Here is a 23105-nt window from a genome sequence, read left to right on the forward strand (position 1 = left end):
AGGGTGGTTCGCTGCTTTAGCTCAGCAAAATCACACGCCGTCGCGGTCCTCGGGGCCGGGCGGGATTGCCCGATCAGAATGGGTACTGCGGGATGTCCGGGCTGAGGGTGACCCATTGCAGCTCGGTGAACGCCTCGACGTTGGCGTCCGCCCCACCGAAGTGCACGCCCGTGCCGGAGGCCTTCATCCCACCCATGGGGGCGGTGGCCTCGTCCATCACGGTCATCTCGTTGATGTGGATCTTCCCGGCCGTGACGCGGTCCGCGACCTTCATGGCCTCCCCCACCTCGCCTAGGATCGACAGGGACAGCGCGTACTCGGAGGCGTTGGCCAGCGCCACGGCCTCGTCCACGGAGGACACCGCGATTACGGGTGCCACCGGGCCGAAGATCTCCTGGTTCCACGCCGGCATCTCAGGGGAGAGATCAGTCAGCACCGTGGGGCGATAGAACAACCCGTCGTGGGTGGCACCCGCCCGGATCGTGGCGCCGGCGATCACCGATTCCTGGACCTTGGAGTCCACGGACTTCAGCTGCTTCTCGTCGATGATCGGGCCCAGGTGGACCTGCCCCTCGGAGGGGTCGCCCACCACGAGGGCGTCCGCCTTGTCCGCGAGTCGCTGGACGTATTCCTCGTAGACGTCCCGGTGCACGATGTGCCGTCCCGTGGTCATGCACACCTGACCCTGGTGGAAGAAGGTCCCCATGGCACCCACGCTCGCGGCCAGGTCCAGGTCCGCGGAGGGCAGCACGATCATCGCGTTGTTGCCACCGAGCTCCAGGTGCGTGCGCTTGAGATGCTGGGCACCGGCCGCGCCCACGTGCCGCCCCGCCTCGGTGGAACCCGTGAAGGACACGATCCGGACCTCGGGTGCGTCCACGGCGGCCGCACCGGCGTCCCCGCCGCCGGGCAGCACGTGCAGCACGCCCTCGGGAAGCCCGGCCTCCTCGAAGATGCGTGCGATCAGCACTCCGCCGGTCACGGGCGTGCGCGGGTCCGGCTTGAGCAGCACCGCATTACCGAGCGCGAGCGCGGGTGCCACGGAACGGATCGAGAGGATCAGGGGGAAGTTGAACGGGGAGATCACCGACACCACCCCGGCGGGCAGACGCCGCGCGAGCGACCAGTGCGGGTCGTCCGAAGCCAGCACCTGGCCCTTCGCGTGCGTGGGCAGCGCGGACGCCTCGAAGCATTCCTGCGCGGCCACGTGGGCCTCCATCCCGGCCTTGGGCTGGATGGCGCCGGTCTCGCGCACGACCCAGTCCACGACCTCGTCAGCGTGCTCCTCGAACAACTGCCCCGCCCGGCGCAGCACGGCCGCGCGCTCGGTGGGCTTGAGCGCTGCCCAGGACTGCTGGGCCGACGACGCCGCGGACGCCGCCCGGTACACGTCCTCCGGCGTGGCCGCACCCACGTGACCCAGGACCGCTTCCGAGGCCGGGTTCAGCACCGTGATGGGCTCACCGGAACCCTCCGTCCACTCCCCGTCGAAGATCTTCCCGTCCCATCGGCCGTCCTCGAGAATCGCCATGTCCCTTACCTCCTGGTGTGCCACGTGATCGATCTCCATTGTGCGGGAGCCGGCCCCATCCAGACCACGGGGCCGGGTGATATCCGCGGCCCGCGAACGGCATGGGAGTGAGCGGGCGACCCGAGGGTGCGCGAGCGGCGTCGTCGTCCCCGAAGACGAGCCCCGTCGAGGAAGGCGCAGGCGGTCAGGGTTGCGGGTCGCGGGCGTCGTAGCGCATGAACCCGGGGAACATCCGCATGAGCAGCAGCACGAGCAGGAAGCAGATCACGGCACCCACCAGGGCGGCGAACCCTGGACCGAGCCACTGGCCGCCGGTGCCCATCGCGGCGTCGCCCAGGCGAGGGCCGCCCGCAACCACCACGATGAAGATGCCCTGGAGCCTGCCGCGCAGCGAGTCGGGGGTGGCCGCCTGCAGGATGGTGGTGCGGAACAGCATGGACACCGAGTCCATGACCCCCGCGGCCACGAGCACCAGGCAGGACATGACGAGGGGCCACGCGGTGTCCCGCCCCCAGCCGCCGGAGGCCACCAGGATCACCGCACCGAACGCCATGATGCACACGGCCCACGCGGCCACGGCGGCGGCACACCCGCGACCGTGGTGATTGATGCGAATGAATGTTCCCGAGAAGACTCCCGCGAGGACGGATCCCGCCGCGAGCGCCGCGGTGAGCAGCCCCACCGTGAACTGGTCCCCGCCCAGCACGGACGCCCCGAGCACGGGGAACAGCGCGCGGGGCATCGCGAAGATCATGGCGGCCAGGTCCAGCAGGAACGTCATGCGCAGGTTGGGGCGGGTGGCCAGGAACCGGAACCCCTCCACGACGGAGCGGAAACCGGCCTTGCTCGTGGCGCCGTCCTCCCCGGGGATGGGCGGCAGGGGTGGCAGTTTGTACATGGCCCACAGGCTCACGGCGAAGCTCAGGGCGTCCACCGTGTAGGCCCACCGGAAACCCAGTCCGGCCACCGTGAGCGCGCCCAGCAGCGGGCCCACCATGAGGCACGAGCCCATGGTCAGTTGGAACAGGGCGTTGGCGGCGGGCAGTTGTCGCATGGGGACCAGGCGCGGGACGATCGCACCGCGCACGGGCTGGTTCAGTCCCTGCGCGAAGGAGTGCAGGGCCACGATGCCGTAGAGCACCGCGACGCTCGCAATGTCCAGCCACGCGTGCGCGGCCAACGCCACGGTCATGATGAACAGGCCGAACGTGGTCCACAGGCCCGCCGAACGCCGGTCGGTGGCGTCCCCGATGCTGCCCCCGTAGAGACCTGCGATGATCAGGGGCACGAGCGCGAAGAAGCCCACCATCCCCACGGCGAACGTGGATCCGGTCAGCTCGAACACTTCCAGGCTGATCGCGATCACAGTGAACTGGCTTCCGAGCATCGACAGCGTGGACCCGATCCACAGTCGCCGGAAGGCGGGGATGTCCCGCACGGGGGCGATGTCGAGCAGGAAACGGGCCACGGGTCGATCCTAGGGGCAGGTGGGGGTGTGCACCTCACCCGTCACGATGCAAGTACGGCCCGTGCGCCCCACCCCTGAGTCCTCGTGCGTGTCCCCCGCACCACATACCCTGGGAGCACCCTTTTCCCCGGGATCACAGGAGTCCTTATGCGCACACGCGAACAGCGCCGGGCCGCGCGGTCGGCCCGCGGTTGGCCGCGGTTGCGCGTGCACGCCGTGCGCAACGGGGTGGGAGCCGTGATCCTCGGGGCGCTTCTCCTGTGGGTAACCCACGGACCCTTCCGTTTCGAGAACTTTCCGGCCGGGGACGTGGCCTGGGTCTGGCGGGTGATCGCCCTGGTCGTGGCGGTAATGCTGCCCTACGTGCTTCTGACCATGGGCGTGTATCTACTGCTCGCCGGCTTTCTGGCGACCAATAGGGCGGCGTTGGCCGCCGGGCGCGCCCGCACCGTGGTGCTCGAGCCCGAGGACCCGGAGGATCCCCCGGTCACCACGCACCGACTCTCGGAGCACACTCCCCCGGGCGTGAAGATCCGGGCCCACACGGTGCACGGTCGTCGTCACGACAGCCGCTACACCCGTGATCTCCTGGGTTTACTGCCCGTTCAGTCGCCCGCGGCCCTCGTGCCCCTGGGGGCGGGGATCGTGGCGCTCATCGCGGCCTCGATCTATTACTCCACGGGCTACGCCGAACCCGCCGCCGTCCTGCTGCTGGGCGTGCTCTACCTCGGCTGGAAACTCTTCCGGGGTTGGCGCAGCCACCGCGTCTTCGCGGACACGCCGTGGCAGGCGCCGCGGGAAGTCGACACCGGTTCCGTCCCGCGTGTCACCCCGCTGCGGGACCAGGACACCGCACACCACCCCGTCACCCGGGTCTCCTACGTCACGGACGACGACGCCGCGGCGCCGCACGTACGGGAGCGAGCGGCGCCGTCGTCGTACGAGGTCGACGACCCGGAGGAGCCGTACGAGACCACCGACGAGCTGCCCGTGATCGAGAAGATCCGCGACCGGTACACCGAGCCCCGCCGGATGAGTGCGTCGCAGCGACGGTTGGCGGAGCGGGCGGAGCGCGAGGCGATCCGGCGGAGGCTCCCGCGCGTGGTCGAGGCCGAACGGGCGGACACGCACGCCACCGCCCCCCGGGTGGTACGTGATTCGCAGCGCACCGACCCGCGGGACGGCTATAAGACGAATCCGCAGGGGGAGGCCGCGGAGCAGGAACAGCAGCGGCTCAACCAGAAGCGCTACGAGGACCACATGCAACGCCACCGCGACAAGCGGGAGGACCGGTTGCGCAATGCGGAGGCCCGGCAGCCCGAGGAGGCGCCCTCGCTGTGGGGGTACGCCAAAAACCGGCTCACGAGGCGCGGGGACGACTCCTAACGCTCAACGACCGCCACGGGGAGCTTCTCCGGCGTTTGGCTATCGTCGCGGGGATGACTTCTTATCTTTGGCGCTTGGCTCCTCCGCATTCAACACAGTGGCACCGGGCCGGGCCCCGGCCGCCGCGGGCGCACCCAGCTGCCAGATCCGCCGCACGGTCCAACCCAGGAGGATCACGAGCAGCACGTTACGCAGGGTCAGCACCCCGGCCATGACCGGGTTCGCGTGGATCAGCGGCGTGTAGAACAGCGGGTAGATCACGAACGTGGTCGCCGCGATGCCCAGGGTCAGTAAGGCCGGGATACGCCACCGGACGCGGTCGTGCAGCAGACCCACCATGATCACCGGGGCCAGCCAGATCATGAACTGCGGGGAGCCCACCTTGTTGAACACGATCAGCACGATGGTCAGCAGCAAGGATCCGGCGTGGACCAGGCGCGCCCTGTCCGCACCGCGCCGCAGTGCCCGGATGAGCAGCACCGCGGCAACGAGAACGGCCATGAGCAGCAGCGGCTGCATGAGGGAGGCTATGACCTCCACACCGGGACCGTAGACCTCGGTGGAGTTGATCGCGGTGTTGTCCGCGATCCGGGAGTCGGCGAGCCCCAGGACAGCGGCCCACACCCACGGCGTGGAGAACGTGGCCTCGAGCTGCATCCCGCGGGAGCCTTGGTTGAGCAGGAAGTCCGCGATCCGCTCGATCCCGCCGAGCACCAGCACGCCCAGCACCACGAACAGCGTGACCACCACGCCCGCCGTGATGATGCGCACGCGCTGTTTGAGCGCGATGACCATGGCCAGCAGCACCGCGGCCGGCCACACCTTGATCCACGTGGCGATGCTCAGCAGCGCCGATCCCACCACCGGATGGCGCACGGCGTAGAGCAGGCCGATGAACACGATCGGCGCCGCCACACCCTCCACACGCGCGAAGCTGAGGTACCCCAGGAACACGGTGAAGACGACCCACCACCACCCGGCCAGCACACCGCTGCGCGGGGCGCGGTGGAGGAGGAACCACATGGCCACGGCGTTCAATGCGGTGATCATGAGCGTCCACGCCAGAAGGTAGAGGCCGTAGCCCGCGATCCTCGGGAACATGATGGGCACCTGCGCGAGCACGGGGTAGACCCACGGGCTGACGGAACCCTGGTCGGGCGCGTTGTACCCGGCCATCGCCCATTCGCGGTACTGCTCGGTGTCGCTGAAGGCCCACCCGTGCAGGAAGAACGTTGCCATCCAGCACAGGAAGTACACGTGCACCACCGCGAAGCCCACCCACACGGCGGCGGGGCGGTTCAGCCACTCCTGCGGACGACGGCGCTGCGGCCCGGGCCGCGCGCCCGTCACCGAGTGAGCGGCGTCGTCGGCAGAGGCAGCCTCGGGGTGCGCGGTGGCTCCGCCAGTGGGTGCCGCGGGGGCACCCGTGCGCGGCACCGAGGTGCGGTGGGCGTCCCCGGGGGCGGGAGCCGCGTCGTCGTCAGGCGTGCGGGCCGGCAACCGGGCCTCCCTTCGCGGCGGAACCGGCGGGCCCGGCGGACCCCAGCCGGTACAGCCCGCGCGCGGACCACGACAGCAGGACCACGAGCAGCAGGTTGCGCAGGGTCAGCACGCCGGCCATGACGGGGTTGTTGTGGCTCAGCGCGGTGTAGAAGAGCGGGTAGATGAAGAACGTGGCGATCGCGATCAGCACCGCGAGGAACGCCGGGGTGCGCCACACTTTCCAGTTGTGCACCAGGCCCACCGCGATCACGGGGCCCAGCCACACCATGAACTGGGGCGAGCCCACCTTGTTGAACACGATGAAGGCCGTGACCATGGTCAGCGAACCCGCGAGGAACAGGGCCGTGCGGTCCAGGGCACCGGCGTGCACGCCGCGACGCAGCCCGCGGGCGATCAGCACCACGACCACCACGGCGGCCACCACGAACAGCGGCTGCATGAGCCGGGACATCACGTCCGAGCCGGGGCCGCTGACCTGCATCGAGTTGATGTCCGTGTTCATGTACATGCGGGAATCACCCACACCCAGCACCGAGAGCCACAGCCACGGGGTGCTGAACGTGGCCTCGAGCTGCATGCCGCGGTCGCCCTGCTGGGTCATGAAGTCCGCGATCTGGCGCGGTGATCCGGACACGAACGCGGCCGCCACGGCGAACAGCGTGACCAGGATCCCGGCGAGCAACACGGCGCCGCGGCGTCGTGCGGCGGTCAACAGGGCGATCACGACGGCGGCCGGCCAGACCTTGATCCACGTGGCCAGGCTGAGGATCGTGGAGGCCACGAACGGGCGGGACACCCCGTAGACCAGGCCCAGCAGCACGAGCGGGGCCGTGAGACCGTCCACGCGCGCAAAGCCCAGCCAGCCCATGAGCAGGATGAACACGAGCCACCACCAGCCAGCGGGCAGTGCGGCACGGTTACGACCCCAGTCGGTCAGTTTGCCCATGGCCACGGCGTTGAGCACCGCGATGATGAGCACCCACAGGAAGAAGTACGGGCCCGGTCCCGCGATGCCCGCGAGTCCCATGGGGATCTGCGCGAGCACGGGGTACACCCAGGGGCTGGGACCGTACGCGATGTTGCGGTCGTCGAAACCCGCTTCCGCCCACGCGCGGTAGATGTTGGTGTCGCTGAAGGCATTGCCCTGCAGCGAGACGATCAGGGCAAAAATCAGGAAGCCCACGTGCACCAGCAGGAACCCCACGAGCAGCGCGCCCGGTGTCATCAGACGATCCTGCGCGGCGCGGGGGAGCACGGCGTCCCGTGCCCGGGTGGCGGCCGTGAAATATCTCTCTGTGGGCACGGATGAGGTCCTTGTCCGAATGCGCGCGGGATTCTGTTCTGGTCCGGGGGTGTGCACTGGTCCTGTTCGGGGGCGTGCGGCGCCCGAGGGTCCCGGCGCCTCGGACATACCGGTTCCGATTCTATGGGGAACCACTCCGGGGACCGCATACGGCGCCATGATGCGCTCACCCCGCCCCCAGGGAACCCCCAGAACGCGCACTGTTCGAGTGCAAACCGTCCTGTAAAGTCAGGGGTCGGAGCCGCTGGACACCTCGGCTCGCCCACCACTGGTTGGCTGAGGGGGCTGGAATCCATGACCGCGACCGGTTCTCGCCCCTCTCCCGCGCACACCGGCTCCACCGCCAAGAATGATTCGCGCGCCCACATGGCGATCATCCAGGGCGTCATTGGTTCGCTCATGATGCTCGTGGGGTCCGTGGGGACCGGGTGGATCGCCAACGGCTCCCCCATGGTCCGGCACCCCCTGGTCATCGAACTGCGCGTGAACGTGTGGGGCGTGTACGGGTGCACCGTGCTGCTCACCGTGGGCGCCATGCTGCTCATCCGATCGTGGTTGCGCCTCGGTCAACGCCTGCGGGGATGGCCGCACGGGTCGTTGCGCACCGTGATGATCGCCGTGATCGCATGGTCCCTGCCCCTGTTCCTCGCCGTTCCCATCTACTCGCGGGACGTGTACGCGTACATCGGTCAGGGCCGGTTGATGCTGGCCGGCAAGGACCCGTACGTGGAGGGGATCTCCTCGCTCGACAACTGGTTCATGCTGGGCGCGGATCCGGAATGGGCGGAGGCCCGCACCCCGTACGGCCCCTACTTCCTGTGGATCGCCGCCGGGGTCGTCCGGTTGACCAACGCCCAGCCGGACGCCTCCGTGATGCTGTTCCGGGCGGTGGCGTACGTGGGAGTGGTGCTGTGCATGATCTACGTGCCCAAGCTCGCGCGCCTGCACGGGATCAACGGTGCCCGGGCTCTCTGGATCGCCGTGGCCAACCCGCTGTTCCTCATCAGCTTCGTGGCCAGCGCCCACAACGACGCACTCATGGTGGGCCTCGCCGTGGCCGGCGTATACGCCGCGGCCACAAAATATCCCCTGCTGGGCATACTTCTGGTCACGGGGTCCATCGGGATCAAACCCATCACCATCCTGCTGCTGCCGTTCATCGGTCTGCTCTGGGCGGGCAAGGGTGCCTCGTGGCCGCGGCGGTTCGTCATCTGGGCGGCCACCGCGCTCCTCAGTTTCGGGATCCTCGCGGTGAGCGGTTACGCGGATAACCTCGGTCTGGGCTGGGCCTGGGCCCTGTTGGACCCCACCCCGGGGTACACGGGGTACTCGCCGTCCGGGTTCCTGGGACAACAGGTGGAGCGCGTGGGAAACTTCTTCGGCCTGCCGGGGGACGCCCTCGCATCGGTGTTCCGTCAGGTGCTGCAGTACGCGGCCATCGCCCTGGTCCTCGTGCTGATGTTCGTGGGCGAGGACCGCAGGATCGTGCGGCGGATGGCCCTCGCGTTCTCCGCCGTGGTGCTGCTGTCCCCCATCATCCAGCCCTGGTACATCCTGTGGCTCATCCCCCTGCTGGCCGCGACCGGCATCAAGGACAACTGGCAGATCCGCATCCTGTACATCGTGATCACGTTCTTCGTGGTCTTCGGTGCCCAGGACCAGCTGTCCGTGTGGCCGTTCATCGACCTCAGCGTGAGCGTGTCCCAGGTGGCGTTCGTGATCACGGTGGCCTTCACGCTCTACCTGGCGCTGATCGATCCCCGCACCCGCACCCTGCTGACCCACGGTGGGTTCCGGGGCTGGGTGGATCCCGGCCCCCCTCAGGTGGCCGCGGGTACGACGGCGCACAAGGACTAACGCAGGCCCCTGAGCCTTTCGAGCTCGCGGCGGTCCTTCTTGGTGGGCCGCCCCGCCCCACGGTCCCGGCGGGCCACCGGCACGCTGAGTTCCGCGGGCCGCGGCGGGGAGTGGTCGATGTAGCACTGGGCCGCCACGGGGGCGCCCACACGCTTGACGATGAGCTTGGTGACCTGGAACTCCTGCTGCCACCCCGGGCGGCGCACACTCACCCGATCCCCCACCCGCACCGGCTGGGCGGCCTTCACGGGGGCGCCGTTGAGCCGCACGTGTCCCGCGCGGCACGCGGTCGTGGCGGCGGAGCGGGTCTTGAACAACCGCACCGACCACAACCACACGTCCAGGCGGGCGCTACCGGGTTCGTTGGCTGGGGCGTTCATGGGGTCCACGGTACTCGGGGACGACGACGTCGCTCCCGCAAGCCCCCAGTGGGGTCAATGGATCACCCGGGTCATGAACCATCACCAAACCATCCCTGTGCTGGTTTCGGCGCGCACACGGGAACCCCTGGCTCTTTGTGAGCAATCTCACGCCGCGGTGGGTACGGTGGGAGCGGGGCTTCACAAGGACGTGAGCCCCGAAGCATCTGCGAAAGACGCAGAGGCAGTTGAGAACGGGGGTTGAGCACTCATGCTCAAGAACTTCATTAACAACACCTATGTGGAATCCGCATCCGAGGAATCCTTCGACCTGGTCAACCCGGCTACCGGTGAGGTGACGGAACAGTCCCCCAACTCGAACGAGCAAGATGTGAATGCCGCGTACGAGGCAGCCGCTAAAGCATCGAAGACATGGGGGCGCATGACCCCCGGTGCGCGACAACTCGCCATGCTGCGCATCGCCGACGCCCTCGAAGCACGGGGGTCCGAACTCGTGGACGCGCAATCTCGCGACACGGGCCAACCCAAGTACCTGATCCAGTCCGAGGAAGTCGATGTCTCCGCGGACCAGATCCGCTTCTTCGCCGGCGCAGCCCGCTTGATGGAGGGCCTCGCGAGTGGCGAATACATGGAGGGTCTCAACTCCGTGATCCGCCGGGAACCGATCGGCGTGGTGGGCCAGGTGACGCCGTGGAACTATCCCCTCATGATGGCCGTCTGGAAAGTGGGGCCAGCCCTGGCCGCAGGCAACACCATCGTGTTGAAACCATCGGACACGACTCCGGAGTCGACACTGCTGTTCGCTGAAATCGCCTCGGAGTTCCTTCCTGAAGGCACCTTCAACATCGTCCTGGGCGATGCCAAGACCGGGGAAACGGTCGTGTCACACCGCACGGCGGGACTCGTCTCCATCACCGGCTCGATCCGAGCCGGTCTGGCTGTCGCCGCATCCGCAGCGAAGAACCTCACGCGCGCTCACTTGGAACTGGGCGGAAAGGCGCCCTGCGTGGTGTTCGGGGACGCGGACCTGGACTCCGCCGCCGCCACGCTCGCAGAAGCCGGTTTCTTCAATGCCGGCCAGGACTGCACCGCCTCCACCCGCATCCTCGTGGAGGGATCGGTCCGTGACGAGTTCCTGGAGAAGATCACCCAGGCCGCGAAGGACACGGCATTCGGCACCCCGGACAAGGAGGACATCCTCTACGGCCCGCTCAACAACGCCAAGCAGCTCGAACAGGTGTCCGGGTTCATCGATCGTTTGCCGGAGCACGCCACCGTGACCACGGGCGGCAAGCAGGCGGACGGGCCCGGCTTCTTCTTCGAGCCGACCATCGTGGCGGATCTCAAGCAGGAGGACGAGGCCATTCAGAATGAGATCTTCGGTCCCGTCATCACCGTCCAGACCTTCTCCACGGAGGAGCAGGCCGTGGAGATGGCGAACGGGGTGGAATACGGATTGGCGTCGTCCGTGTGGACCAAGGATCACGGCCGCGCGTTGCGGATGTCCCGCGATCTGGACTACGGCTGCGTATGGATCAACACCCACATCCCGTTGGTCGCCGAGATGCCCCACGGCGGCTTCAAGCACTCCGGCTACGGCAAGGACCTCTCCAAGTACGCAGTGGAGGAGTACACCCGCGTCAAGCACGTGATGAGCTCGTTGGACTGACGGCGGGAACGAACGAGGGAAGGAGCGCATCATGACCGACATTCGAGAGCTCGTGCTCACCGCTGACCGCGAGCTGTTCACCGAGCACGACCTGAGCACCCTGGACCGCAATTTCGCCGAGGAATACGTGGAGCATTCGCCGCTCGTGGCCAACGGTAAGGAAGGCCTGCGGGAGCTGGTCACCGACGCGGGCGAGGGTCTGAGGCACGACGTCGCGCGCGTAGTCGTGGACGAAAAGGCCGGTTTGGTCGCGCTGCACGGTGCCTATCCCGGGTTGGATCCGGACACCGTGTTCGTGGGGTTCGACATCTACCGCGTGGCCGACGGCAAGATCGTGGAGCACTGGGACGGCCTGGTGGATCAGACACCACCCAACGAGTCGGGCCACACCCAGCTGGACGGCCCCACGGAGGTGGACGCATCCGCCGACACCGAGGCCAACAGGGAGTTCGTCAAGCGGGCCTGGGCTACGTTCTTACAGGGCCAGGACTACGACGCTGCGGGCGATTTCACGCGTTCGGACGGGCGGTTCACGCAGCACTCGGGTGACATCGCCGACGGTGTGCAGAACATGGTCGACTTCTTGAAACAACTCAAGGAGGACGGCTCTGCACTGACCTACGACACATTGCACCGCACGGTGGCTGACGGGAACTTCGTCCTGACGTTCTCGGAAGGATCCATCGCCGGTGACCGCCACTTCTTCTGTGAACTGTGGCGCATCGAGGACGGCGCGTGGGTCGAACTGTGGGACGCCATCGGACCGGTTCCGTCGGATGACGAACTGGCGCACCCGCACGGTGCGTTCACGTCGGTAGCGGACTGAACCTGACCGAGACGACCTGACAATGCAGTGGCCCCGTGGACGCGTGATGGCGTCCACGGGGCCACTGCCCGATCTGTTCCAGTGATCGAGGAGCACATCATCCGGGACCGTCAGCGCCCGGGCCCGCCGTGACCTCCGGCGTCCGCAGGGGCATCCCCTGAGGGAGCGGCGTCGTCGTGGGCATGGTCGTGACCCTCGTGGGAAACGTGTCCGTGCGCCTTCTCCTCCCGCGCCGGAGCCTCCGGTTTGCCCGTCACCACCGCGAGTTCCACCGGCGTCTGCGGCAGGTCGATGGTCTTGGCCACTTCACCCTTGGTCAGATCCACCACGTGCAGTTTCTTGTTCTGCGCGTCGGTCACGTAGGCGCTCGAGCCGGCCACCTTGATCGCGGGACCCGCCTCCTGCCAGTCCGCCTTCTCCTCCCACGACTGGATCACGTCGATCTTCCGGACCACCTTTCCGGACTCCACGTCGATCACGTTGAGCTTGCCGTCGTACGTGAGCACCAAAGCCTCACCCTCCGGCCCGCGGGCCAGCGAACGGAACCAGTAGGACGAGCTCAGGTCCACCAGCCGGTGCGACCCGTCCCGGGTGTCGAAGAGGGCCACTCGCGTGGGGCACTCCTGCTCGGCATCCTCGTCCACCTTGTAGTCGCCGAGCACGATCGGCGACCTCTCCGAACCTGCGAGGTTGCCCGAGCGCGCGTAGGCGTCCGCCACGGCCACCTTGTGGAACGTCCCGTCCCGATAGATCACGGGCCCGTTCTCGCAACCCGCCATCACGGTGTCGGTGCTCGCTCCCGGCGCGGCCGCCGCCTCACCGTGCACGCCCGGGCAGTCCGTCGTCTCGGCCTTGACGGCGCCGTCCTTGCCAAGCACGCGCGCGGTGTGCCGTTCATCCTCCGTGCCCTGGGTCGTGAACAGTGTGCCGTCGGTCAGCTCGAGCGCCACACCGTGGTGCGGGTGCTCGGTCTTCCGTTCGGTCGTACCATCGGCCCCACCGGTTCCCTCGTCCCTCCGGGTGGGCCCGGCGGTTCCAGCCCCAGACCGCCCCTCCGTGAGATGTCATTACGCCCCCGGGTGCGGGTGGTGAGCATGACTGCGGGAGGCTCCATGACCTACCCCCGTGCATCGCCCAATCAATGGCCGGCATTCCCTGTCCGTTTCGAAGAAGAAATGCGAATGAAGTACCACACTATTTTCATGAGGGTGATCCTGCTAGACTGAATCCCCATCAATACACATGACAATGGACTTCACGACGTGCGAGGAGTGAATAATGGATCACCTAGCCATTCTTATCGGTTCGATATTGCTTATCCTTCTGGTTGCTGGCCTCATTTACTTTTTCGGAAGTGTCCTTAAATCCGCACTGTGCGGCGGCTCCAACCGGCCATCTGACCCGGATGATCCACGCCGACGCCGATGACCAAACGCTCGAGACGCCGGATATTGGGGCGCGGCCCCGCAATGCACGTAATGCAGTCATAAATCCAGTCATAAATATCCCACCCATAAGGGCTGGATGCACCCTCGGCACCTCCCATGGCGATAACCCACTGCCACCCAGTTCCACCAAATCAAAGATTGCATAGAATTTTCCCGGCAGTACGACGCCCATCCTCATTTCGGCATTTCTGTTCGAGGTAATTCGCCCCCACCCCTGGACGCCGGCGCCAGCATTCGGGGCATGATGGGACCACCCGTCACCGTCGCGAGGAGCCGCAGCATGAGCCCGTCACCGCACACCGTGGGAATCATCGGTCTCGGATCCATGGGCAAGCCCATGGCCGGGCACATCATCAGCGCCGGGCACGACGTGGTGGTTCTGCATCGCAGCCTCCCCAAGGCCCCGGGGGCCCGCGCGGTGGACACGCCGCGGCACATGGCGCGCCAGTGCGACGTCGTGATCCTGTTGGTGCCCGGCGCCCCGGAAATCGACGGCGTGCTGGAAGAACTCGCTGAGGGCGCCCGCGAGCGCGACGCCGACCACGACCGCCTGGTCCTGGCGATCAGCTCCACCGTCTCCCCCGTGGACATCACCCGCTGGCACCGGGACACCTCGGGTGTCGAGTTCGTGGACGCGCCCATCAGCGGCGGGGAGGCCGGGGCGATCCGCGGGGACCTGTCCGTCATGGTGGGTGGCGACGCCGCCGCCGCAGGCCTGGTCTCGGACGTTCTGTCCTCGTGCGGTCGCCCCGTCCACCTGGGGCCGCTGGGGGCCGGGCAGGTAGCGAAGGCGTGCAACCAGCTGATCTGCGCGGCGGAGATCGTGGCGATCTCCGAGGCCAGCGTCGTGGCCGAACGGGCCGGACTGGACCTGGCCACACTGCTGGACCTGCTCCAGGGCGGCTACGCGGGATCCACCATCCTGGCGGACAAGACTCCCAAGCTCGTGGCCCACGACTACTCGGTGTCCGCGCAGGCGGCCTTCGTTCACAAGGACGTCTCCGCGTACCTGGATGCCGCCCGTGCCACCGGAACCACGTCGGTGCTGGGCGGGCCCATCGTGGCCGCGGCGCAACAGCTCATCGATGGGGGGCTGGGCGAGCAGGACTCCGCGGTGTTCCAGAAGTGGATCGCGGACAGAACCGAGAAGTGAACGACCTGGGACCCACCCCTGAGAACACCTGTGCCCCGATAATGCACGCCACAGCGTCGTAGCGTGCATTATCGGGGCAGGAATGTAGTGAGGGGCCCTGAACCCTACTTGTAGAACCGGTTCAGGAAGCGCGCCACCGCCGCGGGGCGCTCCTCCCCCTCGATCTCGATCGTCGCATCCGCCACGAGGTGCAGGCCGTTGCCCTTGACCTCCGAGACCTCCGAGACCTCCGCGATGGTCACGGTCATCCGGATGCGTGCGCCCACCTTCACCGGTGACGTGAAACGGACCTTGTCCACGCCGTAGCTGACCTTGGTCTTCACGTCGGACACGTCGAAGAGCTCGGACCACATGGGGATCAGCAGCGACAGGGTCAAGAACCCGTGTGCGATGGGCCCACCGAACGGACCGTCCGCGGCCTTCTCCGGATCGGTGTGGATCCACTGGTGGTCATCGGTGGCGTCCGCGAACAGGTTCACCTGGTCCTGGGTGATCTCGCGCCGCTCGGAGTAGCCCAAATCCTTCCCCGCGAGCTCGGCCACCTCGTCGAACAGAACAACGGTCCTGGCGGTCATGACATGCTCCCTCTGGGGTTCTGCTCCGGCGGTGATGGGCGTCACCGCATGTTTCTTTCATGGGACCGTATTTAATTGAGATTACCAACGGTTAAGATTATCCACCATGATCCTTCGGCGGACGGTCCCACCCCCCGCCCACCGCACGGAGCACGTCACGACACGACACCCAGGAGCAGCGACATGACCACCCCCCTTCCGCAGGACGCCCTTGACCCAGCGCCGGACCTGAGGACGAGTGATCTCGCGAGCGAGCCGGTGTTCCTCATGGCCCGGGCGAGTTCCCTGGCTTCCGCGTCCGCCAACCGGGCCCTGGGGGAACTGGACCTGAAGGTGCGCCATTACTCGGCCCTGTCCCTCGTGTGTTCGGACCTGCACCCGTCCCAGCGGGACCTGAGCAGGTACCTTGTCCTGGACCCCAGCCAGATCGTGCTGATCGTGGATTCCCTCGAGCGTCGCGGGGCCGTAGTGCGGCGCACCGACCCCAATGATCGCCGCTCCAAGTTGATCGAGCCCACGGACAAGGGCCGCGAGCTCTACCGGCGTGCGCGCGCCGCGGTGGACCGCTGCACGGACGGGACAATGGCACCCCTGAGCGAGGACGAACGGGCCACCCTGTTGGACTTGCTGCAGCGCGTGGCACTGGGCTGAGCGCACCGTCATACGGCCCCGCCCGCCCCGGGATTCCGGGTGTTCACGCCCGCGAACACGTACCGTGGAACCAGCACACTCGACTCCCCCGCGCTCCCCCTACCGATCGAGGTCACGCACCATGCGCTCCGTCGCCCCCGCCGCCCTTTCCGCCCTCTGCGCCATGCTGCTGCTCACCGGTTGCGGTTCCGGCGGCGACGCGGGGGGCGACGACGCCGCGAACGGTACCGCAGCGACGTCGTCCACCGCGACCGAACAGCCCAGCGCGACACCCACGCCCACCCAGCCGCCAGAGCTGATCGGCGGGGGCACCACCCTGTTCCCCGAGCGCCGGTTCGTGGCGCTCTACGGACACCCGGGCACCCCGGGGCTGGGCGCGCTGGGTGAGCAGGGGCCGGAGGAATCCGCCGAGCGGGCGATCGAGCTGGCCAAGCAGTACGAGCCCTACAGCCAGGAGAAAGTGATCCCGGCGTTCGAGATCATCGCGACCACCGCCTCCTCCGACCCGGGACCGGACGGCGACTTCTCCAGCGAGGCTCCCGTGGAGCGCCTCATGCCGTACATCGAGGCCGCGCAGAAGCACGGGATCTACGTGGTCCTGGACCTGCAGCCCGGCCGCTCGGACTTCCTGTCCCAGGCCAAGCGGTACGAGGAACTGCTCAAGCGGCCCAACGTGGGCCTGGCCCTGGACCCCGAGTGGCGGCTGGGGCCCGGGCAGTACCCGCTGCAGCAGATCGGGTCCGTGAGCGCTCAGGAGATCAACGAGACCACGCAGTGGCTCGCCCGGCTCACGACCGAGAACGGCCTGCCCCAGAAGACCCTGATCCTGCACCAGTTCTCCATGCCCATGATCCAGAACCGTGAGGCCATCACGACGGACCACCCCGAGCTCGCGTTCCTCCTGCATGCGGACGGACACGGCACCCCGGATCTGAAGATGTCCACGTGGGACGCTCTGCAGCACGAGCTGCCCCGGGGGATCCGCATGGCGTGGAAGAACTTCTACGACGAGGACACCCCCACGTTCACCCCCAAGCAGACCTTCGAGCTGACGCCCAAGCCGTGGTTCGTGTCCTACCAGTGAGCCGCTCGGGCTGGCGGAGTCTTTTGGTTCGGCAGACACCGCGGTTCCGGTGAGTCGCCCGGGCCGGAAGGCCCGCCACTCCCGAGCTTTCGAAGCGGGTGCTCCCAGGAAATTGTTCCGCGCCATGTCTTCCCCCGGCCGGGATGTCGGGTCTAGATTATGAGGACCTGTTCGCTCCACGGAAGGAAGTGCCTATGGGACTCGGTGACAAGATCAGTAATGCTGCGGAGAAGGCTTCCGGTTCCGCCAAGGAAAAGCTTGGTGACGCCACGGACAACGCAGATCTGCAAGCTGAGGGTGCCGGGGAGAAAGCTTCCGGTGGCGCCAAGCAGTCCGTGGAGAACATCAAAGACGCCGGCAAGAATCTGAAGGACGGGCTGGGCTGAGATCCGCACCCGCCACCTTTCGACCGGAGGGCCCTCGTCGTGAACACGACGGGGGCCTTTCGTCTGCCCGCCCCACCGCCGGCAACGGCGCCTGTCGTGCACTCCGCCCCACCACCCCTGCATTAGTGGAGCAAAAGCAGCTTCGGGGCACCGAATCCTGCTTCTACTCAGATAAAGCAGGGGCTGCAGTGGGTCCGGATCACCGCACCGCGAACCGCTTGCGCGCGATCAGCAGGCACACCAGGGATAGGGCCGCCACCACCGCGTAGTAGATGCTCGGTGAGGTCAGAGAGCCGGTGGAGCTCACGAGCCACGCGAGCACGAGGGGTGCGAATCCCCCGAACACCGTGACGCCCAGGTTGTAGGCCACGGACATCCCCGTGGTGCGGATCTGCGTGGGGAACATGTCGGTGAGCAGCGCGGGCATGGGGCCGAAGTACAGGGCCATGATCACGCCCAGCACCGCTTGCACCACGGTTAGGGTAGCCACGGTCGGGACCGCGACCAACCACAGGAACAGCGGGTACACCACCACGATGCCCACCGCGGAGGCCACGAGCATGACCCGGGCAGGTCCCACGCGGTCCGCGAGGTGCCCCACGAACGGGGAGCCCACCAGGGTCACCGCGCCGGCCACCACACCGCCCAAGTACGCGGCCCACGAGGGCAGGTCAAAGTTCTGGATCGAGTACGTGGGCATGAACAGGATCGTGTACACGGACATGGACGCCAGGCCCACCACACCTGCGGCCGTGAGCCACCGGCCGGCGGAGTGGACGATGGTCTGCGCGAGGGGACCGCGCCCGAGGGACGGGCGGGGCGGCGTCGTTGTACCCGTGCTCTCCGAGGGCGACGACGCCGCTCGCGCACGCTCGTCCTGCAACGCCCGGAAGTCCGGGGTCTCGTCCATGCGCAAGCGGATGTAGAGACCCACGGGGCCGATGAGCAGGCCGAAGAGGTAAGGGATGCGCCAGCCCCACGAGTACAGCGCGTCGTGGCTCAGCAGGGTGTGCAGCGCGAACCCGAAACCGGAGGCCATCAGGATCGCAAGGCCTTGGGTCGCCACTTGCCACGACCCGTAGAAGGCGCGCTTGTCGGGGGCGTTCTCGATCAGGAACGCGGTGGCCGTGCCGAACTCGCCACCGGCGGAGAAGCCCTGGATCAGGCGGGCGAGCAGGATGAGCAGCGCTGCCGCGGGGCCGATGACCGCCGCCGTGGGGGCGAGCAGCATGATGAGCGTGCCGAGCATCATCAGGGCAATCGTGATGGTCAGGGCCGGGCGGCGACCGTGGCGGTCCGCGTAGGAGCCCAGCACCAGGGCACCGAGCGGGCGGATCAGGTACGACAGCGCGAACGTACCGAACGTCAGCAGGGTGCCCGTGACCTGTCCGATCGAATCCGACTCGAAGAACAGCGCGGAAATCACGACCGCGAGGGACGAGTAGACGATGATGTCGAACCACTCGAGCGCGTTACCGATCGAGGACGCGACCACGGCGCGGCGAGCGGTGACACGCTGCTCGTGCGTGACGGGCAGATGGGTAGGTGCGCTACTCATGTCTGCACACTAGCCCACGGTTCGCTCCTCCCGCGGCCGCCGTGACGCCGCATGACGGCGAGCCGCCGACTTATACTGGGGCACGGCATGGAACCGGCACGGGACGTGTCACACCCCAGGACAGGAGCAGTGCAATGATCTTCATCGTGGTCAAGTTCGAGGTCAAGGACGAGTACGCCGAGCGCTGGCCCGAGATCGTCGCGGACTTCACTGCCGCGACCCGCCAGGAGCCGGGCAACAAGTGGTTCGACTGGTCCCGCAGCCTGGACAACCCCAACGAGTACGTGCTCGTGGAGGCCTTCGAGGACGACGCCGCCGAGGCCCACGTGAAGTCCGAGCACTTCACCGCCATGACCGAGAAGTTCCCGCCGTACCTCGTCCGCACCCCGCGCATCATCTCCCGCCAGATCGACGGTGACGGCTGGGATGAGATGGGTGAAGTCACCGTCGAGGGCTGAGGCATTGATGACCGGGGAACCCGTGAACCCGTGAACCGGTTCCTCGTGGGCCTGGACATCGGCGGATCCCACACCCGCGGCGTACTGTTCCGCGGGGACTCCCCGGTGCGCGAAGCTCGTTCCGGCAGCGCGAACGTGCAGAACGTCAGCCGGGAGCGGGCCACCCAGTCACTGCGGGAGATCTTCGCCCGCTTGGAACCGCCACCCGGCACCACGGTTCTCGCCGGCGCCGGCGGTGTGGACACCCCGCACGACGCCGCTGCACTGACGCAGCTCATTCGCTCCGTGGCTGAGGCCGCAGCGGGCGCTGGCCCGGCGCCGGGCATTTTTTCGGCGGCGGACGGTCACCCGGCACCGGGCGCCTACCCGGCGTCGCAGACGCCCGTGATCGCGGTGCATGACACCCGCCTGATCCTCGCCGCGGGCGGACACACCGAGGGCATCGCGGTGATCGCGGGAACCGGTTCCGTGGCGTGGGGTGTGAACGCTTCCGGCCACGGGACCCGCGCCGGGGGCTGGGGCTACCTGCTCGGCGACGAGGGCAGCGGGTACTGGCTCGGCCGGGAAGCGGTGCGCCATGTGCTGCGGGACGCGCAGCACCGGGGAGCGAGCGACGAGACCCCCGCAGAGGACGACCGGTTCGCTCGGGCCGTGTTGGGACACGCCGGGGTCGACACGCCCACCGAGCTGATCGCGGCGTTCCACGACCGCCCCGACCGCACCCACTGGGCCGGTCTAGCCCGCACGGTGATCGAGCTGGCCCCGCACGACGACGCCGCTCGCGAGTTGGTCTCGGCGGCCGCCTCGCACCTCGCGGAGCTGATCATCACCGTGGCCAGGAACCTGGGCGAGCCCCTCCCCGTAGTGATGGGAGGCGGGCTCGCAACCACCTCGGTGGGCGTGGAGCTCAGGGAACGCCTGGGCGATCATGGACTGCGGGTCACGCTGTTGGACCGGGAACCCGTGCTGGGAGCGCCCCTGCTCGCCCGCGCCACGGGGCTGTGGGACGGGCGAGCGGGTCGGGCGGGCTGAACACCCACGGGATCAGCGGAAGGCCGCCTCCCCGGTGAGCTGCTGGCCCAGGATGAGGGCGTGCACCTCATCCGTGCCCTCGTATGTGCGCACGGATTCCAGGTTGTTGGCGTGGCGCAGCGGGGAGTAGTCGAGGGTGACGCCGTTGCCGCCCAGGATCGTGCGGGCCTCGCGGGCAATCTTGATGGCCTCGCGGCAGTTGTTGAGCTTGCCCACCGAGATCTGGTGGTGCTGCAGTGTGCCGGCGTCCTTGAGGCGGCCGATCTGCAGTGCGAGCAGGAAGCCCTTGTCGATCTCGAGGGCCATGTCCGCGAACTTCTGCTGCGTGAGCTGGTACCCGGCCAGCGGGCGATCGAACTGCATGCGCTCCTGGGAATACTTCAGGGCCACCTCGAACGAGTCGCGGGCGGCGCCCATGGCACCCCAGATGATCCCGTACCGGGCTTCGTTGAGGCACGAGAACGGGCCGCGCAGCCCCTTGGCCTCGGGTAGCAGAGCGGATGCGGGAAGTCGCACGTCCGTGAGTTCGATCTCGCACTGGATCGAGGCCCGCATGGACAGCTTGGGCTGGATGGGCGTGGCCTTGAAGCCCGGGGTGTCGGTGGGCACCACGAAACCGCGTATGCCCTCGTCCGTCTGGGCCCAGATGACGGCCACCTTGGCCACGGTCGCCAGGCCGATCCACCGCTTGGCGCCGGAGATGACCCAGTCCTCGCCGTCGCGGCGCGCGAACGTCTTCATGGAACCGGGGTCGGAACCCGCGGTGGGCTCGGTGAGCCCGAAGCACCCGATGGCCTCACCGGCGGCCATGCGCGGGAGCCACTCCTGCTTCTGCTCCTCGGAGCCCCACTTGTAGATGGCGCTCATGGCCAGGGAGCCCTGCACGGACACGAACGTGCGCAGACCGGAATCCCCGGCTTCCAGCTCGGCGCCGGCCAGGCCGTATTCCACGGCGGAACGGCCCGCGCAGCCGTATCCCTTCAGGTGCATACCCAGCAGGCCCAGCTTGGCCATCTCCGGGACGATCTCCAGGGGGAAGACCGCTTTCTCGTACCACTCGGCGATGTTGGGGCGGATGGTGGTGTCCACGAACTCCCGCACGGTGGATCGCAGAGCGATCTCTTCCTCGTTCAGCAGGGAGTCGAAGCCCACCAGGTCCATGACGTTGACAGTGTTCTGTTGGCTCATGTTCTCACTGTACGGTGACGGGGTTCACGGAGCCACGCCACAATCGTTTCCGTGTCCTGCCCGAGCTGCGGCGGGGCGACCGTGGGGGATTCCAGGGGTGGGGTCCAGCGGGCCGGATGACGGAACTGCCGTCCCACGGTCCTGCCCTCCCGATCCTGGACGTCCACCGTGGGTTCCAGTCCGAGGTCCTCGGCCAGCGTGACGCCCTCGCCGATCCCGGCGACCTTGCCCGCAGGGACCCCTTCCTCGGTCAGTTCTTCCTGCCACTCGCGGGCGGTCCGGGCGGACAACGCATCCTCCAGCAGCGGGACGAGATCCTCGCGGTGGGCCACGCGCGCCGAGTTCGTGGCGAACCGTTCGTCGTCTGCGACCTCAGGAATGCCCAGCACGGCCGTGAACCTGCGGAACTGCCCGTCGTTGCCCACGGTCACCGCGAGGGGCGCGTCCGCGCAGTGCAACAACTGGTAGGGGACGATGGACGGGTGGGCATTGCCCATGCGCTCGGGGACCTTACCGGCACCCAGGTATGCCTGGCCCTGGTTGACGAGGGCACCCTGCAGACTCGAGAGCAGACTGACGTCGATGTGCGCGCCGCGGCCCGTGCGGCGTCGCGCTTCGAGGGCCGCGAGCGCGCCGATCGTGGCGTCCTTGGCGGTCAGGACGTCCACCAGGGCCACACCCACCTTGGTGGGCTCGCCGTCCGCGGCGCCCGTGATGCTCATGAGCCCACCCACGGCCTGGACCAGGAAGTCGTAACCGGCCAGGTGGGCGCCCTCGGCGGTGCCGAAACCGGACACGGACACGTAGACCACGCCGGGGTTCTCGCGCGAGATCTCCTCGTAGCCCAGGCCGAGCTTGGCCATCCCGCCGGGCTTGAAGTTCTCCACGACCACGTCCGCGCGCAGGGCGAGTTCGCGCGCGAGTTCCCGCCCGTCCTCGTCCTGCAGGTCCAGGCACACGGATTCCTTGTTGCGGTTCACGGACTCGAAGTACGTGGCACCGGTCTCGGAATAGGGCGGACCCCACGCGCGAGTGTCGTCACCGGTGTCCGGGCGCTCGACCTTGATCACGCGGGCACCGAGGTCCGCGAGCGTCATGGTGCACAGCGGCCCCGCGAGCACGCGCGAGAAATCGGCCACGAGCACACCGTCCAGGGGTAGCGCTTCGGTCACGGGGTCCTCCTTGGATCGACGATGTCCTCCACTCTAGGTGCGCCGCCGCGGCCGCGGCTCGACGACGTCGCTACGCTTCCGGGTCGCCGCCCGCCGCACGTCTACGGGCGACGACGCTCGGCCGGGCGCGCTACCCGTCCAGTTCACCACGCACAGGTTGTACGTCAGTTCCGTCTCCCCGGACGGCGCCGCTCGGTACAGCTCCGCGCACACGGTCGCCCCGGCAAGCACGCCGTAGGCGCCGTCGAACCGGCCGGCCCTGGGCTGGGAGTCCAGATGCGAGCCGACCATCACGTACGGGGCGCCCGGACACAGCTCGACGAGGCCGAACTCGTTACCCATCGCGTCGTAGTACACCGTGGCACCGCGCGCGATCAACCACCCGACGAACCACTGCCGATTGAGCCCGTCCGCGGTGGTCGCCGCTTGGCACTCCACTCCCCGGACTCGAGCCCGCCGTTGCGGGACATCCGCCGG

At 67.9% G+C, this 23105-nt stretch carries 20 protein-coding genes and 1 pseudogene; 10 read left to right on the forward strand and 11 right to left on the reverse strand.

What is annotated here, in order from left to right:
• Positions 1-73 precede the first annotated feature (73 nt).
• On the reverse strand, positions 74-1531 hold the full coding sequence (locus RF637_RS04535; protein ID WP_167317903.1) for a benzaldehyde dehydrogenase: 1458 nt from the start codon (positions 1529-1531) through the stop codon (positions 74-76).
• Between the two features lie 184 nt (positions 1532-1715).
• Positions 1716-2999, reverse strand: coding sequence for an MFS transporter (locus RF637_RS04540; protein WP_368844251.1), 1284 nt, complete (start codon positions 2997-2999; stop codon positions 1716-1718).
• Positions 3000-3146: 147 nt separating this feature from the next.
• Between RF637_RS04540 and RF637_RS04545 the strand changes: the two genes are divergently transcribed.
• Entirely contained in the window at positions 3147-4385 is a 1239-nt protein-coding gene (locus tag RF637_RS04545; RefSeq protein ID WP_368844252.1) for a hypothetical protein, read from the forward strand.
• A gap of 39 nt (positions 4386-4424) precedes the next feature.
• Here the strand turns inward: RF637_RS04545 and RF637_RS04550 are convergent, their stop codons facing one another.
• Together RF637_RS04550 and RF637_RS04555 are read right to left on the reverse strand one after the other, a co-directional pair.
• A complete protein-coding gene (locus RF637_RS04550) occupies positions 4425-5735 on the reverse strand; it encodes a glycosyltransferase 87 family protein (protein WP_144932019.1) in 1311 nt (436 codons plus the stop codon).
• A gap of 130 nt (positions 5736-5865) precedes the next feature.
• Entirely contained in the window at positions 5866-7191 is a 1326-nt protein-coding gene (locus RF637_RS04555; protein WP_368844253.1) for a glycosyltransferase 87 family protein, read from the reverse strand.
• A gap of 294 nt (positions 7192-7485) precedes the next feature.
• Here RF637_RS04555 and mptB point away from each other — a divergent pair, with 294 nt between their 5' ends.
• On the forward strand, positions 7486-9048 hold the full coding sequence (gene mptB, locus RF637_RS04560) for a polyprenol phosphomannose-dependent alpha 1,6 mannosyltransferase MptB (RefSeq protein ID WP_144997489.1): 1563 nt from the start codon (positions 7486-7488) through the stop codon (positions 9046-9048).
• Here mptB and RF637_RS04565 read toward each other — a convergent pair.
• The gene (locus tag RF637_RS04565) at positions 9045-9428 is read right to left on the reverse strand and encodes an RNA-binding S4 domain-containing protein (protein WP_035960951.1); all 384 of its coding nucleotides are present in this window, start codon (positions 9426-9428) and stop codon (positions 9045-9047) included. The genes mptB and RF637_RS04565 overlap by 4 nt on opposite strands.
• Positions 9429-9678: 250 nt before the next feature.
• Here RF637_RS04565 and RF637_RS04570 point away from each other — a divergent pair, with 250 nt between their 5' ends.
• Together RF637_RS04570 and RF637_RS04575 are read left to right on the forward strand one after the other, a co-directional pair.
• Positions 9679-11097, forward strand: a complete 1419-nt coding sequence (locus RF637_RS04570) for a gamma-aminobutyraldehyde dehydrogenase (protein WP_368844254.1) — start codon at positions 9679-9681, stop codon at positions 11095-11097.
• Positions 11098-11128: 31 nt separating this feature from the next.
• Complete coding sequence (locus RF637_RS04575; protein ID WP_368844255.1) at positions 11129-11923, forward strand: nuclear transport factor 2 family protein; 795 nt, start codon at positions 11129-11131, stop codon at positions 11921-11923.
• A gap of 110 nt (positions 11924-12033) precedes the next feature.
• On the opposite strand, the gene RF637_RS04580 is transcribed toward RF637_RS04575, so the two are convergent.
• Positions 12034-12873 (reverse strand): hypothetical protein, encoded by an 840-nt coding sequence (locus tag RF637_RS04580; RefSeq protein ID WP_368844256.1) that lies wholly within the window; start codon positions 12871-12873, stop codon positions 12034-12036.
• Positions 12874-13651: 778 nt separating this feature from the next.
• Between RF637_RS04580 and RF637_RS04585 the strand changes: the two genes are divergently transcribed.
• Positions 13652-14524 (forward strand): NAD(P)-dependent oxidoreductase, encoded by an 873-nt coding sequence (locus tag RF637_RS04585; protein WP_368844257.1) that lies wholly within the window; start codon positions 13652-13654, stop codon positions 14522-14524.
• A 104-nt stretch (positions 14525-14628) separates the two neighbouring features.
• Here the strand turns inward: RF637_RS04585 and RF637_RS04590 are convergent, their stop codons facing one another.
• Positions 14629-15099, reverse strand: coding sequence for a MaoC family dehydratase (locus RF637_RS04590; RefSeq protein WP_368844258.1), 471 nt, complete (start codon positions 15097-15099; stop codon positions 14629-14631).
• Between the two features lie 183 nt (positions 15100-15282).
• Here RF637_RS04590 and RF637_RS04595 point away from each other — a divergent pair, with 183 nt between their 5' ends.
• The 3 genes from RF637_RS04595 to RF637_RS04605 all read left to right on the forward strand — a co-directional run bounded on the left by RF637_RS04595 (position 15283) and on the right by RF637_RS04605 (position 17220).
• On the forward strand, positions 15283-15750 hold the full coding sequence (locus RF637_RS04595) for a MarR family winged helix-turn-helix transcriptional regulator (protein ID WP_144931903.1): 468 nt from the start codon (positions 15283-15285) through the stop codon (positions 15748-15750).
• Between the two features lie 121 nt (positions 15751-15871).
• A complete protein-coding gene (locus tag RF637_RS04600) occupies positions 15872-16834 on the forward strand; it encodes a hypothetical protein (protein WP_239320055.1) in 963 nt (320 codons plus the stop codon).
• A gap of 194 nt (positions 16835-17028) precedes the next feature.
• Positions 17029-17220, forward strand: coding sequence for a CsbD family protein (locus RF637_RS04605; RefSeq protein WP_035965533.1), 192 nt, complete (start codon positions 17029-17031; stop codon positions 17218-17220).
• 199 nt (positions 17221-17419) lie between these two features.
• Here the strand turns inward: RF637_RS04605 and RF637_RS04610 are convergent, their stop codons facing one another.
• Positions 17420-18778: an MFS transporter gene (locus RF637_RS04610; protein WP_206399078.1), complete on the reverse strand. Its 1359-nt coding sequence runs from the start codon at positions 18776-18778 to the stop codon at positions 17420-17422.
• A gap of 134 nt (positions 18779-18912) precedes the next feature.
• Between RF637_RS04610 and RF637_RS04615 the strand changes: the two genes are divergently transcribed.
• The gene (locus RF637_RS04615) at positions 18913-19236 is read left to right on the forward strand and encodes a putative quinol monooxygenase (RefSeq protein WP_064845396.1); all 324 of its coding nucleotides are present in this window, start codon (positions 18913-18915) and stop codon (positions 19234-19236) included.
• Between the two features lie 30 nt (positions 19237-19266).
• The gene (locus RF637_RS04620; protein ID WP_368844259.1) at positions 19267-20268 is read left to right on the forward strand and encodes an N-acetylglucosamine kinase; all 1002 of its coding nucleotides are present in this window, start codon (positions 19267-19269) and stop codon (positions 20266-20268) included.
• 12 nt (positions 20269-20280) lie between these two features.
• Here the strand turns inward: RF637_RS04620 and RF637_RS04625 are convergent, their stop codons facing one another.
• From RF637_RS04625 to RF637_RS04635, 3 genes and pseudogenes are all read right to left on the reverse strand, one after another.
• Entirely contained in the window at positions 20281-21456 is a 1176-nt protein-coding gene (locus tag RF637_RS04625) for an acyl-CoA dehydrogenase family protein (protein WP_368835642.1), read from the reverse strand.
• The gene (locus RF637_RS04630; protein ID WP_064845399.1) at positions 21453-22628 is read right to left on the reverse strand and encodes a CaiB/BaiF CoA-transferase family protein; all 1176 of its coding nucleotides are present in this window, start codon (positions 22626-22628) and stop codon (positions 21453-21455) included. Before RF637_RS04630 ends, RF637_RS04625 begins: the two co-directional genes overlap by 4 nt.
• 138 nt (positions 22629-22766) lie before the next feature.
• Positions 22767-23098 (reverse strand): annotated as a pseudogene (locus RF637_RS04635) (Zn-dependent hydrolase); the annotation flags it as partial.
• Positions 23099-23105: the final 7 nt, after the last annotated feature.

This window comes from Kocuria sp. CPCC 204721 (genome assembly GCF_040980945.1).
Lineage (GTDB): Bacteria > Actinomycetota > Actinomycetes > Actinomycetales > Micrococcaceae > Kocuria > Kocuria marina.